This is a genomic window from Streptomyces cellostaticus, from assembly GCF_023630175.1.
In the GTDB taxonomy this organism is placed as follows: Bacteria; Actinomycetota; Actinomycetes; order Streptomycetales; family Streptomycetaceae; genus Streptomyces; species Streptomyces cellostaticus_A.
On the sequence record NZ_JALLIN010000002.1, the window covers coordinates 91,771 to 106,026 of the forward strand.

Annotated in this window: 11 protein-coding genes; 2 read left to right on the forward strand and 9 right to left on the reverse strand. The window is 72.4% G+C overall.

The genetic code is table 11. The features are described 5' to 3' along the window. The first annotated feature begins 172 nt into the window (after window positions 1-172). Window positions 173-1,864, forward strand: coding sequence for a sodium:solute symporter family protein (locus tag MXD57_RS01565; protein ID WP_250399410.1), 1,692 nt, complete (start codon window positions 173-175; stop codon window positions 1,862-1,864). Window positions 1,865-1,885: 21 nt separating this feature from the next. Further along, window positions 1,886-2,236, forward strand: coding sequence for a hypothetical protein (locus tag MXD57_RS01570; protein ID WP_250399411.1), 351 nt, complete (start codon window positions 1,886-1,888; stop codon window positions 2,234-2,236). Between the two features lie 237 nt (window positions 2,237-2,473). Here MXD57_RS01570 and MXD57_RS01575 read toward each other — a convergent pair whose 3' ends face one another. From MXD57_RS01575 to MXD57_RS01615, 9 genes are all read right to left on the reverse strand, one after another. Further along, a complete protein-coding gene (locus MXD57_RS01575; protein ID WP_250399412.1) occupies window positions 2,474-3,160 on the reverse strand; it encodes a helix-turn-helix transcriptional regulator in 687 nt (228 codons plus the stop codon). A gap of 230 nt (window positions 3,161-3,390) precedes the next feature. Then, window positions 3,391-5,427: an outer membrane protein assembly factor BamB family protein gene (locus MXD57_RS01580; protein ID WP_250399413.1), complete on the reverse strand. Its 2,037-nt coding sequence runs from the start codon at window positions 5,425-5,427 to the stop codon at window positions 3,391-3,393. A 67-nt stretch (window positions 5,428-5,494) separates the two neighbouring features. Beyond that, complete coding sequence (locus MXD57_RS01585) at window positions 5,495-7,243, reverse strand: outer membrane protein assembly factor BamB family protein (RefSeq protein WP_250399414.1); 1,749 nt, start codon at window positions 7,241-7,243, stop codon at window positions 5,495-5,497. 269 nt (window positions 7,244-7,512) lie between these two features. Next, on the reverse strand, window positions 7,513-9,318 hold the full coding sequence (locus tag MXD57_RS01590; RefSeq protein ID WP_250399415.1) for an ABC-F family ATP-binding cassette domain-containing protein: 1,806 nt from the start codon (window positions 9,316-9,318) through the stop codon (window positions 7,513-7,515). A 146-nt stretch (window positions 9,319-9,464) separates the two neighbouring features. Next, complete coding sequence (locus tag MXD57_RS01595) at window positions 9,465-10,358, reverse strand: 4-(cytidine 5'-diphospho)-2-C-methyl-D-erythritol kinase (RefSeq protein ID WP_250399416.1); 894 nt, start codon at window positions 10,356-10,358, stop codon at window positions 9,465-9,467. Continuing rightward, on the reverse strand, window positions 10,355-11,260 hold the full coding sequence (gene rsmA, locus MXD57_RS01600; protein WP_250399417.1) for a 16S rRNA (adenine(1518)-N(6)/adenine(1519)-N(6))-dimethyltransferase RsmA: 906 nt from the start codon (window positions 11,258-11,260) through the stop codon (window positions 10,355-10,357). Before rsmA ends, MXD57_RS01595 begins: the two co-directional genes overlap by 4 nt. Window positions 11,261-11,331: 71 nt before the next feature. After that, entirely contained in the window at window positions 11,332-12,702 is a 1,371-nt protein-coding gene (locus MXD57_RS01605; protein ID WP_250399418.1) for a ubiquitin-like domain-containing protein, read from the reverse strand. 131 nt (window positions 12,703-12,833) lie between these two features. Next, the gene (locus MXD57_RS01610; protein WP_250399419.1) at window positions 12,834-13,712 is read right to left on the reverse strand and encodes a TatD family hydrolase; all 879 of its coding nucleotides are present in this window, start codon (window positions 13,710-13,712) and stop codon (window positions 12,834-12,836) included. Between the two features lie 49 nt (window positions 13,713-13,761). Next, on the reverse strand, window positions 13,762-14,166 hold the full coding sequence (locus tag MXD57_RS01615; protein WP_250399420.1) for a hypothetical protein: 405 nt from the start codon (window positions 14,164-14,166) through the stop codon (window positions 13,762-13,764). Window positions 14,167-14,256 lie beyond the last annotated feature (90 nt).

Consider the following 14,256-nt stretch of genomic DNA (forward strand, 5'->3'; position numbering starts at 1 on the left):
TCCTTCTCGTCCCGGTCCCATGCACTCAACACAATCAAACATAACAGATCACAACCCGACATCACCTCGCACGATCACAATCAAACAAAGAGCACCATCAGAAGTGTTCAATTGCTGAGCACAGAGGCGTAGGTTCCGCTCTGGATCAGTTCGCGCGACGAAGCGAGTTCTCATGCAAACCCCCACAGACGCCCCCACCTATCTGGCGGCGGAGCTACGGCTCCCCACCAACTGGCTGGACTACACGATCCTGGCGATCTACTTCATCGTCGTTCTCGGCATCGGCTTCGCGGCCCGTCGGTCCGTCAGGACCAGCCTCGACTTCTTCCTCTCCGGACGTTCCCTGCCCGCCTGGATCACCGGCCTCGCCTTCATCTCGGCGAACCTGGCGGCCACCGAGATCCTGGGCATGGCCGCCAACAGCGCCCAGTACGGCGCGTACACCGTGCACTGGTACTGGATCGGCGCCATCCCCGCCATGGTCTTCCTGGGCCTGGTGATGATGCCCTTCTACTACGGCAGCAAGGTCCGCTCGGTCCCCGAGTTCCTGCTGCTGCGCTTCGACCGGGCCGCCCACCTGCTCAGTTCGATCCTGTTCGCCTTCGCCGCCATCCTGATCGCGGGCGTCAACCTCTACGCCCTCGCGATCGTGGTGGAGGCCCTGCTCGGCTGGCCGGAGTGGGTCGCCATCGTGGTCGCCGGCGCCTTCGTGCTCGCGTACATCACGCTGGGCGGCCTGTCCTCGGCGATCTACAACGAGGTGCTCCAGTTCTTCGTGATCCTGGCCGCCCTCATCCCGATCACCGTCCTCGGCCTGAAGAAGGTCGGCGGCTGGGGCGGCCTGACCGACAAGCTCACCGCCTCCCACGGGGAGAACTTCACCACCGCCTGGGGCGGCACCGGCATCGGCAGCACCAACCCGCTGGGCGCCAACTGGCTGACCATCGTGCTCGGCCTCGGTTTCGTGCTCTCCTTCGGCTACTGGACCACCAACTTCGCCGAGGTGCAGCGCGCCCTGTCCGCGAAGAACCTCTCGGCGGGGCAGCGGACACCGCTGATCGCCGCCTACCCGAAGATCTTCATCGTCTTCCTGGTGATGATCCCCGGCCTGGTGGCCGCGGCGCTCATCCCGAACTTCGGCGCCTCGGGCTCCGGCTACCAGTACAACGACGCCATCCCCTACCTGATGCAGGAACTGCTGCCCAACGGGGTGCTCGGCATCGCGGTCACCGGTCTGCTGGCCGCGTTCATGGCGGGCATGGCGGCGAACGTGTCGTCCTTCAACACGGTGTTCACCACCGACATCTGGGAGAAGTACGTGGTGCCGGGCCGGGAGGACCGGTACTACGTCCGCTTCGGCCGCCTGATCACCGTCATCGGGGTCTGCGCCTCCGTCGGCACGGCGTTCCTGGCGTCCTCGTTCTCCAACATCATGGCGTACCTGCAGACACTGTTCTCCTTCTTCAACGTGCCGATGTTCGTCGTCTTCATCGTCGGCATGTTCTGGAAGCGCGCGTCCGCCAAGTCCGGTTTCTGGGGGCTGCTCGCCGGCACCGTGACCGCGATGGTCAACTACTTCGTCTTCTACAAGAAGGGCATCGTCTCCCTGCCCACCGACCAGGGCGCGAACTTCGTCTCCGCGATCGCCGGTTTCGTCGCCGGTGCCATCGTCATGTTCGCCGTGTCCCTGTTCACCAGGCCCAAGCCGGCGCAGGAGCTGCGGGGCCTGGTCTACGGCACCCGCTCCCCCGGCATGGCCGAGCCGCCCGCCCCGGGCGACGACGCCTGGTACCGCAAGCCGGCCCTGCTGGGCTGGGGTGCGGTCGTGCTCGCCGCCGCCTGCTACATCCCGTTCTCGTTCTGACGCGGGAGGACCGAGGAAATCATGACCGAACAGCCCGGACAGCCCGACCACCCCGGCCGGCACCACCACTACACCGAGGACGACGTCGCGCGTGACGTCACCGACCTGGAGGCCAAGTCGGCGACCGCCGCCCGCATCTTCGACCTGCGCCGCATCATCGGCGGCCTGTTCGTCGTCTACGGCGTCATCGTGACCGTCGTCGGCATCACCGACTCGCAGTCCGCCATCGACAAGGCCCAGGGCGTCAACATCAACCTGTGGACCGGGATCGGCATGCTGCTGCTGGGCGGCGTGTTCCTGGCCTGGCTGAAGCTGCGGCCCACGCCACCGCCGCCCCCGGAGGGGCTGCCGGAGGAGGAGGAGCCGGCCTAGTGCTGTGACCGGAAAGGTCTACCGGAAGGCTCGCGGCGTCCGGTGCGGTGCAGCGCAAGGCGGAGCATCGCCCGCGTACCGGACGTACTCGGGTGATGCGACAACGCGGCGCGGTGCCGTGCCGGGCGCCGCGAGCCGGTGAACCCTTCCGGTCGCAGCACTGGCCGCCGCGCCCGTCCGCGGCCGCGTGGGAGCCGGTCGCGCCCACGCGGCCGAGCCGTGCGTCGGCACAAGTCCTCAGGCAGGACCGGCGTCCGGATACGCACCGGCCCGGTCCAGCAGGCCGGTGCGAGCGGCCAGGGCCGCCGCCTCCAGCCGGGAGCCGACGCCCAGCTTCATCAGCACCCGCTGGACGTGCGTGCGCGCGGTGCTCGGCGCGATGCCCATGCCGGCCGCGATCACCCGGGTGTCCTCCCCGTCGGCGACCCGGACCAGCACCTGCACCTCACGGGGTGTCAGCAGCTCCAGCAGGCGCTGCCCCTCGTCGTCCGGCTGGGCCGCCGGGTTCAGCAGTTCGCCGAAGGCCCCCTGCAGGAGCTGCGGTGCCACCGCCGCCTCACCCGCCCGGGCCTTCATGATCGCCCGCTCGACACCCTCGATGCGCTCGTCGTGCCGTACGTAACCGCAGGCCCCCGCCGCGAACGCGGCCGCGATGCCCCGCGGCGACGGAACCGGGCCCAGCACCAGGACCGCCACCTGCGGCCGGTCCCGCTTGATCTTCACAACCGGGTCGAAGGCGCCCGGCTCGGCGGGAGCCGCCGTGCCCAGCAGGCACACCTCGGGCGCCCGTGAGATCACCAGGTCCGCCGCGCCCGCGGCCGGCGCCGCCGCCGCGAGCACCCGGTGCCCGCGCAGCTTCAGTGCCGACGCCAGCGCCTCCGCGAGCAGGCGATGGTCGTCGACGACCATGAGCCGCACTCCCATTGAGCAACCCCCCAGCCCTCCCCCATGGATGCCCCACTATGGACGCCCACCGGTCCACCACGACAGAGGGCCCCCCGGCACCCCGCCCTTCATGCCCCCGGAAGCTACACGCTTGTTCGACGTCGCGCTGCCCGTATGAAGGAGAAGTGCCCCGGATAGTGAAATCCGGGGCACTCCCTGGTAATCCCTCGCATTCGTCCCGGTGCCGGTGCGCGCGCCGGGACGGACGGTCAGCCGCCCGCGCCGAACGCGAGCAGCAGGTAGTCCTTGCCGTACGTGGACTTGTGCGCGTACACGGCCGACATGTAGAGGCGGCCCTTGCCGTACAGGATCTCCGCGTACTCGGGGAGCATCGTGACCTCGGCCCGCCGCACGCTCTCGGTGGCCGGGTTCTCCAGCAGCGTGGTCGCCTTGAAGGACGGACCGCCGAGGGTGACGATCCGGCCGCCCTTGTTGTACGGCGGGTGCTTGTAGGCGATCAGGTTGCCGCCGTCCATGCGCAGTGGGGAGAGCGTGTAGCCGTCACCGGCCTCGGCGCGCTGGCCGGTCTGCTTGCCGGTGGCCAGGTCGAAGACGACGATCTCGTTGGTCTTGCTGTAGTCGCCGTCGCCGTCGTGCTCCTCGGTCGGCACGTACAGCCTGCCGTTTCCGGCCACGACCTCCCGGCAGTCCTCGACCCGGGTGATGCTGTCGCAGCGGCCGGCGTAGGTGTCGGAGGGCGCGGAGATCCGGGTGAGCAGCTTGCCGGTCTTGTTGTCGATGGAGAAGTAGTCCGAGATGCCGCTGCCGTCGTCGGCGCTGTCACCGACGTCGGCGGCCACCACCAGCGGATCGGTGGAGACGATGCCGGCGTACTCGATGCCCGCGGTCATCCTGTAGTCCGAGATGACCTTCCCGGACGTCGGGTCGATGGTCTGGATGTGGAGCTGGCGGTCGCCGTAGCTGCCGCACTTGCGCACCGCGACGAGCTTGGGGCCGCCGCCGTACCCGGCGTCCACGCAGGAGTCCTCCGGCTTGGGCTGCCAGAGCGCCTTGCCGGTGCCGATGTCGAACGCGGCGCCGCCGTTGCTGCTGCCGACCGCGACGGTGTGCTGAGAGACCGTCACGTTGTGCAGGTTGGCCTCGTAGTCACCGTTCTTGACCGTCTTGGTCCAGAGCCTGGTGCCCTTGTCGAGGTCGATGGCGGCGACCTGGCTGCAGCCCTCGCTGGAACCCTTCTTGGGCATCCTCGGCTGGAAGACGACGGCGGTCTTGTTGTCCTCGGTGACGTGCTTGCTGGCCGTGCACACCGGGCCGGGCAGCTTGACGGTCCACATCTCGGTGCCCGCCGCGGGGTTGTAGCCGACGATCTCCGCCACGCCGCTCTTGGCGTACACGGAGTCGGTCAGCCAGGAGCCCGAGGTGACGACGGTGTCCTTCGTCTGGGGCATGTCGACCTGGAAGAGCACCTTGGACGCGGGGTCCGAGGGCACCTTCTCCGTGCCGCCCGCGGACGTGCCGCCGGTGGTGTCGTCCTTGCCGCCCTTGCCGCCGCTGGAGCTGGCGGTCTCGTCCTTCTTGCCGTCGCCGCCGGTGGACTTGGCGTACCAGACGCCGCCGCCGACGATCAGCGCGATGGCGACGACCGCCGCGACGATGATGACGAGGGCGGTGGTGTTCCGGCCGCCGCCGGACCGCCCGGGCGGTGCCGGCATCGGCACGGTGGGGCCGCCCGGGTAGCCGTAGCCCGGCTGCTGGGCGTACGGGCCCATGGGCGGGGCCGGCTGCGCGTAGGGGTTCGGCTGCGCGCCGGGGTAGCCGTAGCCGGGCTGCGGCTGGGGCGGCTGCGGAGCTTGCGGAGCCTGGGGGAAGCCGTAACCCGGCTGGGGCGGCTGCGGAGCTTGCGGAGCCTGGGGGAAGCCGTAACCCGGCTGCGGGGCCTGCGGGTAGCCGTAGCCCGGCTGGGGCTGGGGCGGCTGCGGAGCCTGGGGCGCCTGGGGCGCCTGCGGGTAGCCGTAGCCGGGCTGCGGGCCCTTCTGCAGACCGGGCGGGGCCGCGGGCGCCGGCGGGGCGGCAGGGGTGGTCTCCGGGGCGGGGGGACCCTGCGGGCCGGCGGGCGGTGTGGCCGGGGTGCCCTGCCCGGCGGGCGGCGTGGCCGGGGTCTCCGGGGCGGGGGGCGGCGTGGCCGGGGCGCCCGGGGTCTCCGGGCCGGCGGGCGGCTGGTCCTGGGGCGGACCGAAACCACCCTGCGGCGGGGGCTGGTTCGGCGGCGGGGGCGGCTGGGTCATGACGGGGGTACCTCGGTGAAGCTGTCGGGGCCTGGCGGCGAGGGGACGGTGGGAGAAGGGCCGGGGCTCACTTGCCGAAGGCCATCATCAGCTTCTCCTTCGAGTCGTCGTTGCCGGACAGCCGGGTGGTGGAGATGTAGAAGCGCCCGTCGGTCCAGCTCATGGCACCGTCGTAGAAGCCGTTCTCGATCCGGGCCGTGCCCGCGGGGTTCTGCTGCAGCTTGGTCGTCGTGTGCGAACCGCCGGTGGTGGGCACGGACACGATCTGGCCGCCGGCGTCGTAGGACGGGTCCACGTAGGCGATGAGCCTGCCGTCCTCCGCCGTCAGCGGGGACATCGACTCGTCCGTCGGCGACTTCACGCGCCACTTCTCCTTGCCGTCGGCCAGGCCGATGGCGACGATCTCGTTGGCGCTGCCGGTGGCGCTGGTGGGCAGGTAGAGCGTGTCGGAGTCGACGGCCACGCCCTGGCAGCCCTGTAGGTCGCGTTCGACGACCGCCCAGCCGCACTGCGGGGCGAACTTCTCGTTCACCTCGACCTCGGAGCGGAACTCGCCGTCCTTGGTGAAGGTGGAGATGTTCCAGGCCTTCTTGCTCTCGTTGGTCAGATAGACCACGAGCGGGTCGAGGGAGTACGCCCGGGCGACCCGCCAGCCCTTCTTGACCGGCTGCGTCCACCTGACCTTGCCGGTGGCCGGGTCGAGTTCCCGGATCTCCTCGTGCGCGTCGCTGCCGCCGGCGTTGCAGGACGCCACCTGCACCAGCCGGCCGGTGCCGCCCGCGAACGCGGTCGGGAAGCAGGCGTCGCCGTACTTCTTCTTGTCGTACAGCTTCTTGCCGCTGTCGAGGTCGTACGCCGTGCCCGACTGCGAGCGGCCCACCATCAGCGTCTTGTCGCTGACGGTCAGCTCGACGCTGCGCGCGCTGTCGAACAGCGCGCCGTCGGCGACCTCGGTGCTCCAGCCCTTCTTCCCGGTGGCCAGGTCGACCTGCTGGAGCCGGTTGCACTTGGCGCGGTCGCTGACGCCGCTCATGTAGGCCACGACGATCTTGTCGTCGGCCGACTTGCGCGGGGTGACCGAGCAGATCTTCTGCGGGAAGGTGATCGGGGCCCAGGTGGGGTTGCCGTCGCCGACGTCGTAGGCGAAGAGCTGCTTGTACGCCGCCTTCACCGCCGTCCTGCCGGTGATCCACATGCCGGGGGCGTCGGCGCCCGAGCCGGGGGCGTCGGGTGCCGTCTTGTACCAGAGCACCTTCGCCTCGCCGGGCTTGCGGCCCTCGTTGAGGTTCTCCGGGTCCCCGCCGCCGTCGCCGCTGCCGTCACCGGGGTTGACCGGCGCGTCCGAGGCGGACTTCTTGCCGTCGTCGCTCCGCTGGGCGACCGGCTTCTTCCCGCCGTCGTCGTCGCCGCCGGTGACGGCGTAGACGGTGCCGCCGATGACGAGCAGTGCGGCCGCCGCGGCGCCGATGATCAGCGCGGTCCTCCTCCTGCCGGCGGGCGGCCGCGGCCCGCCCTGGAGGCCGCCGCCGGGGGCGCCGGGGAACTGGGGCGGCTGCTGCGGGTAGCCGTAGCCGGGCTGCGGGACGTACGGGCCCGGCTGCTGCGGCTGCCCGTAGGGGCCGGGGGCGCCGGGCGCGCCGTAGGGGCCCGGCTGGGCATAGGGTCCGGGCTGCTGCGGGTAGCCGTGACCGGGCTGGGGCCGAGGAGGCTGGGCCGGTGCCTGCGGCGGCGGGGCGCCGAACCCCCCGCCCTGCGGCGGCTGGTCCTGCGGTGCTCCGAAGCCGCCCTGCGGCGGTTGGTCGGGCGGCTGGGTCATCAGCGCTCTTCCCCCTCGTTCACTGATTTTTAGCCACGCCCCGAGGTTCGCTCACGGACCCAGGTCGTACTCATACGGTTCTCAGACGGCTCTTTCTATCACCCGGTACCGACGGCGCAGGGGCCTGGATCCACGCCTGTTCCCAAGGGAGAACCGGGCCGTGATGCCGCCGTTACGCGCCTTCACGCCCTCTTCACCCAGCGCACGCGACAGCGGCGCGCGCGGTGCTTTCACGCCGCGCGCGCCGCCGGAGAGCGCCTGCCCGCGGCCTACGCGTCCTCCGCCAGTTCCAGCCAGCGCAGCTCCAGTTCCTCGCGCTCGCCCGCCAGGTCGCGCAACCGGGCGTCCAGTTCGGCGACCTTGGCGAAGTCGGTGGCGTGCTCGGCGATTTGCGCGTGCAGCTTGGACTCCTTCTCGGAGACCTTGTCCAACTGCCGCTCGATCTTCTGGAGTTCCTTCTTGGCGGCGCGCTGGTCGGCGGCGCTCTTCTCCTGCGATGCGGGCCTGGGCGCCGCGGCGGCCTGGGCGGCGACCGCCTCCTCCATGCGCAGACGCCGCTCCAGGTACTCGTCGATGCCGCGCGGCAGCATCCGCAGGGCGCCGTCGCCGAGGAGCGCGAACACCCGGTCCGTGGTGCGCTCGACGAAGAACCGGTCGTGGGAGATGACGATCATCGAGCCGGGCCAGCCGTCCAGGACGTCCTCCAGCTGGGTGAGGGTCTCGATGTCGAGGTCGTTGGTGGGCTCGTCGAGGAAGAGCACGTTGGGCTCGTCCATGAGCAGGCGCAGGAGCTGCAGGCGCCGCCGCTCACCGCCGGACAGGTCCCCGACCGGCGTCCACTGCTTCTCCTTGCCGAAGCCGAAGGTCTCGCAGAGCTGACCTGCGGTCATCTCACGCCCCTTGCCGAGGTCGACCCGCTCACGGACCCGCTGCACGGCCTCCAGGACCCGCCAGGTCGGGTCGAGTTCGGTGACCTCCTGGGAGAGGTAGGCGAGCTTGACGGTCCGGCCGACGGCGATCCGCCCGCCGGCGGGCTGGGACTCGCCCTCGGTGCGCGCGGCCTCGGCCATGGCCCGCAGCAGCGAGGTCTTGCCGGCGCCGTTGACGCCGACCAGGCCGATGCGGTCACCGGGTCCGAGCTGCCAGGTGACGTGCTTGAGCAGCACCTTGGGGCCGGCCTGCACGGTGATGTCCTCGAGGTCGAAGACGGTCCTGCCCAGCCGCGAGGAGGCGAACTTCATCAGCTCGCCGCTGTCCCGGGGCGGCGGTACGTCCGCGATCAGCTCGTTGGCGGCCTCCACCCGGAAGCGCGGCTTGGAGGTGCGGGCCGGCGCTCCCCGCCGCAGCCAGGCCAGCTCCTTGCGGATCAGGTTCTGCCGCTTGGCCTCCTCGGTGGCGGCGATCCGCTCGCGCTCCGCGCGCGCGAAGACGTAGTCGGAGTAGCCGCCCTCGTACTCGTACACGTCGCCGCGCTGCACGTCCCACATGCGGGTGCAGACCTGGTCGAGGAACCACCGGTCGTGGGTGACGCACACCAGCGCCGAGCGCCGCTCGCGCAGGTGCCGGGCGAGCCAGGCGATGCCCTCGACGTCGAGGTGGTTGGTGGGCTCGTCGAGGACGACGAGGTCCTGCTCCTCGATGAGCAGCTTGGCCAGCGCGATACGGCGCCGCTCACCACCGGAGAGCGGTCCGATGACGGTGTCCAGCCCCTTGGGGAAGCCCGGCAGGTCGAGCCCGCCGAACAGCCCGGTCAGCACGTCCCGCACCTTGGCGTTGCCGGCCCACTCGTGGTCGGCCATGTCGCCGATGACCTCGTGGCGGACGGTGGCGGCCGGGTCGAGGGAGTCGTGCTGGGTGAGCACCCCGAGCCGCAGCCCGCCGGAGTGGGTCACTCGTCCGGAGTCGGCCTCCTCCACCTTGGCCAGCAACCGGATGAGGGTGGTCTTGCCGTCGCCGTTGCGCCCGACGACCCCGATCCGGTCCCCTTCGGACACACCGAGCGAGACGCCGTCCAGCAGGGCACGGGTGCCGTACACCTTGCTGACGTTCTCGACATTGACCAGGTTGACGGCCATTTCACTCCTGTGCGCGGGACTGTGTCGACACGCGGCCGCGCCGCCTGTCAGCCTTCTAGCCTAGGGCCTGTCCGACCGTTCGCGTCGTCGCCCGGAGGGCGGCCGGACGGGCTTTCGGGTCTGCGGGGACGGTGGCGCGGCCCGTCTCAGAGCACCGTCGCACCGGCCGCGGGCCCCGCCGCCGTCCGTACCGTCCGGCACGTCCCCGAAGCGCGCAGTGCCTCGGCCACCTTCTCCGCGGCGGCGGCGTCACGGGTGAGGAACGCCGTCGTCGGGCCCGAGCCGGAGACCAGGGTGGCGAGCGCGCCGGCGCCGCGGCCCGCCTCCAGGGTGTCGGCCAGCTCGGGGAAGAGGGACAGGGCGGCTGGCTGGAGGTCGTTGCCGAGGAAGGCGGCCAGGGCCTCGGTGTCGCCCTTGGCCAGCGCGTCCAGCAGCTCCGGCCGGGCCACCGGCTCCGGGATGCGCCGTCCCTCCGCGAGCCGGTCGAACTCGCGGAACACCGCCGGGGTCGACAGGCCCCGCGCGGCCATCGCGAACACCCAGTGGAAGGTGCCGCCGGTCTCCAGGACCGTGAGCCGCTCGCCGCGTCCGGTACCGAGGGCGGCGCCCCCGACCAGGCTGAACGGCACGTCGCTGCCCAGCTCGGCGCAGATGGCGAGCAGCTCGGCGCGCGAGGCGCCCGTGCCCCACAGCGTGTCGCAGGCGAGCAGCGCGCCCGCGCCGTCCGCGCTGCCGCCCGCCATGCCGCCGGCGACCGGGATGTCCTTGGCGATGTGGATGTGCACGGCGGGCTCGATGCCCCGGCGTCCGGCGAGCGCGACCGCCGCGCGCGCTGCCAGGTTGGTGCGGTCCAGCGGTACCTGGTCCGCGTCCGGCCCCTCGCAGGTGACGCGGAGCTCCTCGGCCGGGGTGACGGTGACCTCGTCGTACAGGCCGACCGCGAGGAAGACGTTGGCGAGGTCGTGGAAGCCGTCGGGGCGGGCGGCGCCGACGGCGAGCTGGACGTTGACCTTCGCGGGGACGCGGACGGTGACGCTCACTTGCCGGACTCCTCGTTCCGGGCCGCGGGGGCCGTCTCCCGCGTCGGCGCGGCCTCGGCGATCCGCGCGAACTCCTCCACCGTCAGCGACTCGCCCCGCGCCTGCGGCGAGACCCCGGCCGCGACCAGGGCCGCCTCGGCGGCCGCCGCGGAGCCCGCCCAGCCGGCGAGCGCGGCCCGCAGGGTCTTGCGGCGCTGCGCGAACGCCGCGTCGACGACCGCGAAGACCTCCTTCTTCGACGCCGTCGTCCGGATCGGCTCGGTCCGCCGGACCAGCGACACCAGTCCGCTGTCGACGTTCGGCGCGGGCCAGAAGACGTTGCGTCCGATGGCCCCGGCCCGCTTGACCTCGGCGTACCAGTTGGCCTTCACGGAGGGCACGCCGTACACCTTGGAGCCGGGCGCGGCGGCCAGCCGGTCGGCGACCTCGGCCTGCACCATCACCAGCGTCCGCTCGATACCGGGGAAGGTGTCGAGCATGTGCAGCAGCACGGGGACGGCAACGTTGTACGGCAGGTTGGCCACCAGGGCCGTCGGGGCGGGGCCGGGCAGTTCGGTGACGTGCATGGCGTCGCGGTGGACGAGGGCGAACCGGTCGGCGCGCTCCGGCATGCGGGCGGCGACGGTCGCGGGCAGGGCCGCGGCGAGCACGTCGTCGATCTCGACGGCGGTGACCCGGTCGGCGGCCTCCAGCAGCGCGAGGGTGAGGGAGCCGAGTCCCGGTCCGACCTCGACGACCACGTCGTCGGGGCGGACCCCGGCGGTGCGGACGATACGGCGGACCGTGTTGGCGTCGATCACGAAGTTCTGGCCGCGCTGCTTGGTGGGACGGACACCGAGCGCGGCGGCGAGCTCGCGGATGTCGGCGGGGCCGAGGAGGGCGTCGGAGGTGGGGCTGGTCACGGGACAAGGGTACGGGGCCGCCGGGCCCCCACGCCCGGCTCCCCGTCCTCACCGGTGGTGCGGCCGCGTCCTCACCCGCGGTGCAGCCGGGGGCCGCAGTGCGGCCAGGGGCTGGTGCCGCGGCGCACGTACAGCTTCTTCGCGCGGCTCGTCTGCTCCGCCGCGGACGCGTCCTGCGGGCGCCCGCTGCCGCCGAGGCTGCGCCAGGTCCTGGTGTCGAACTGGTAGAGCCCGCCGTACGTGCCCGAGGGGTCGACGGCGTGCGGCCGGCCGCCGGACTCGCAGGCGGCGAGGGCGCGCCAGTTCAGGCCGCCGGCGCCCCGGCCGGAGCGCGAGCGGGGTCTGGCGCCCACCTTCACCACCCGGGTGCGGGGCCGGCGCACCACCTCCGAGGACTCCCGGCGCGGCTCCTCCCGGACGCCGTTGACGGTGCGCAGGTAGTACGTGACCTGCCGCAGCCCCGGCCTTCCGCGCCGTTCGACGACCTCGGTGCCCCGGGCGAGGGAGGGGTCCTTCACCCGCTTCACCTGGAACGGGATCCGCTCCTCGCGCACCTCGCGGAAGCCGTGCACGCGCAGCACGGTCACCGTCTGCCCGTCGCGCGGGAAGCTGTCCGGCGGCACCGAGGTGGTGTCCTGGCCGTGGAGGGCGACGCCGGCCTCCGCGACGGCCTCGCTCACGGTGGCCGCGTTGGTGCGGATGGGGCGGGCGCGGCCGTCCGCCATGACCGTGACGGCGCGCTCGGTGCGCACGTCCAGGGCGAGTCCGGCGCGTCCGATGCTCCCGGAGCGTGAGGACGACAGGTAGGCGCCCTCGGCCCGCACTCCCAGCTCGCGCAGCGCCCCGTCCACGGTGGGGGACGTCGTCCACACCCGGCGCTCCCGGCCGTCCAGCTTGAGCCGGACCGGGCGCCCGTAGCGCACCGCGACCTCGTCGCCGTCGGCGAGTGCCGTGCCGGGGGCGGGCGCGACCACGTCGTGGCCGCCCACCCGCAGGCCTTGCTCGGCGAGCAGCCCGGAGACGTCGTCGGCGAAGGTGTGCAGGGTGCGGTGCCGGCCGTCGACGCTCAGCTCGACCGCCTTGTCCTCGGCGACGAAGGCGGTGGTGCCGCCGGCGAGGAACGCGACGACCAGGGCCTGCGGCAGCAGCCGGCGCACGGCGGAGTCAGGACGTTCGCCGAAGCGCCGCCGGCGCCGGCGGGCGGCCCGCCGGCCGCCCGGCGCGGGCGCCTCGGACGGGCGGCGCGCCGCCGCACCCTCGTCACTCACCGTCACGACCGCGGTGGGCGTCCGGGACGGCGGCGGCTCGTCGACGTGGTGTGCCTCGGCCTCGTAGGCGGGCCGGTAGGTGTCCTCGTACACGCCGGACGGCGGTGTCTCCGCCGCGTGGACGGAGGCGTCATGGCTGTTCGGGCCGTACGTCTCATGCTGCGACTTGCTCACGCCGACACGCTCCAGGGGGCCAGAGGGGTCCGGTTCGGGCCCACAGAACCTAGCGGAGCGTTCGTCACTCTCCAAAGCGACGCGACTACGCAGCGTCGCTCTTCCGAACGTACACGCGGGTATCCGGGTGATCAGTAACCGAACGCGCGAGCGGTGTTCGCACCCAGGGCCGCGGCCAGCGTGTCCTCGTCGATGCCGCGCACGGCCGCCATCGCGCGCACCGTGACGGGGACGAGGTACGGGGCGTTGGGCCGGCCCCGGTACGGCGCCGGGGTCAGGAAGGGGGCGTCGGTCTCCACGAGGACCAGTTCCAGCGGGGCGACGGCGAGTGCGTCGCGCAGGTTCTGGGCGTTCTTGAAGGTGACGTTGCCGGCGAACGACATGAACCAGCCCTCGCGGGCGCAGATCCCCGCCATCTCGGCGTCGCCGGAGTAGCAGTGGAAGACGGTGCGCTCGGGGGCGCCCTCCTCCCGCAGCACGCGCAGGACATCGGCGTGGGCGTCGCGGTCGTGGATGACGAGGGCCTTGCCGTGCCGCTTGGCGATCTCGATGTGGGCGCGGAAGGAGCGCTCCTGCGCCTCCTTGCCCTCCGGCCCGGTGCGGAAGTGGTCCAGGCCCGTCTCGCCGACCCCCTTGACCTGGGGCAGCGCGGCGAGCCGGTCGATCTCGGCGAGCGCGTCGTCCAGCGCGGCGTCGCCGCCGGGCCCCCGGGCGCCCTGCCGCGACCAGCCGTCGGGATCGCCGTGGACGATGCGCGGGGCCTCGTTGGGGTGCAGGGCGACGGTGGCGTGGACGCCGTCGTGGGCCGCGGCGGTCTCCGCGGCCCACTGGGAGCCCTTGATGTCGCAGCCGACCTGGACGACCGTCGTCACACCCACCGACGCGGCCTTGGCGAGGCCCTCCTCGACCGTGCCCGACTGCATGTCGAGGTGGGTGTGGGAGTCGGCCACGGGCACCCGCAGCGGCGGCGGGAGCGGCGGTGCCGCGTTCTTGTCGGCGTTCGAAGGCATGCACCGATCCTACGAAAGGGGCATGCCTTCGCCGTCGGGCACCGCCCGCTCAGCTCGCCCTGCGCTGGAAGGGGTGGAAGAGGTCGGACAGGTGCCAGTGGTGCGGCTCGGCGACCTGCCCCGGCACCTGGGGGGCCTCGACGGGGCCCGCCGCCGGCACCCGGTGCCGGCGTCCCGCGGCGACGCCGCGCACCGACGAGACCTGCCCGGCGCGCATGATCCGCACGACGTGGCCGTCGCAGTTGTGGCAGGCGGGGCGGCTCAGCGGGGACGGCACGACCCGGCCGTCGGCCACGTACATCACGTACTCCTGGCCGTCGCCGTCCAGGTGGTGCTCTATCTCGTACGACTGCTCCCAGCCGAACCCGCACCTCATGCAGGCGAAGGCGTACGACTCGTGAACGACGGCGGTGGCGGCGCCGCGAAGGCCTGTCCGTCCTGCGATCTCACTCATGCCCGCTCCGGTTGTCCGCTGGACAGGCACCCCGGCGAGGTTCCCCCCTGTGGTCCCGGGGTGCGGGACGGGTGCGTCCCCGCGACCAGT

Coding starts and splice junctions, on each gene's coding strand:
- MXD57_RS01580 (WP_250399413.1), bottom strand. CDS start 5,427: ATGACCCAGCCGCCCCCGCCGCCGAACCAGCCCCCGCCGCAGGGTGGT.
- MXD57_RS01590 (WP_250399415.1), bottom strand. CDS start 9,318: ATGGCCGTCAACCTGGTCAATGTCGAGAACGTCAGCAAGGTGTACGGC.
- MXD57_RS01575 (WP_250399412.1), bottom strand. CDS start 3,160: ATGGGAGTGCGGCTCATGGTCGTCGACGACCATCGCCTGCTCGCGGAG.
- MXD57_RS01585 (WP_250399414.1), bottom strand. CDS start 7,243: ATGACCCAGCCGCCCGACCAACCGCCGCAGGGCGGCTTCGGAGCACCG.
- MXD57_RS01615 (WP_250399420.1), bottom strand. CDS start 14,166: ATGAGTGAGATCGCAGGACGGACAGGCCTTCGCGGCGCCGCCACCGCC.
- MXD57_RS01610 (WP_250399419.1), bottom strand. CDS start 13,712: ATGCCTTCGAACGCCGACAAGAACGCGGCACCGCCGCTCCCGCCGCCG.
- MXD57_RS01570 (WP_250399411.1), top strand. CDS start 1,886: ATGACCGAACAGCCCGGACAGCCCGACCACCCCGGCCGGCACCACCAC.
- MXD57_RS01565 (WP_250399410.1), top strand. CDS start 173: ATGCAAACCCCCACAGACGCCCCCACCTATCTGGCGGCGGAGCTACGG.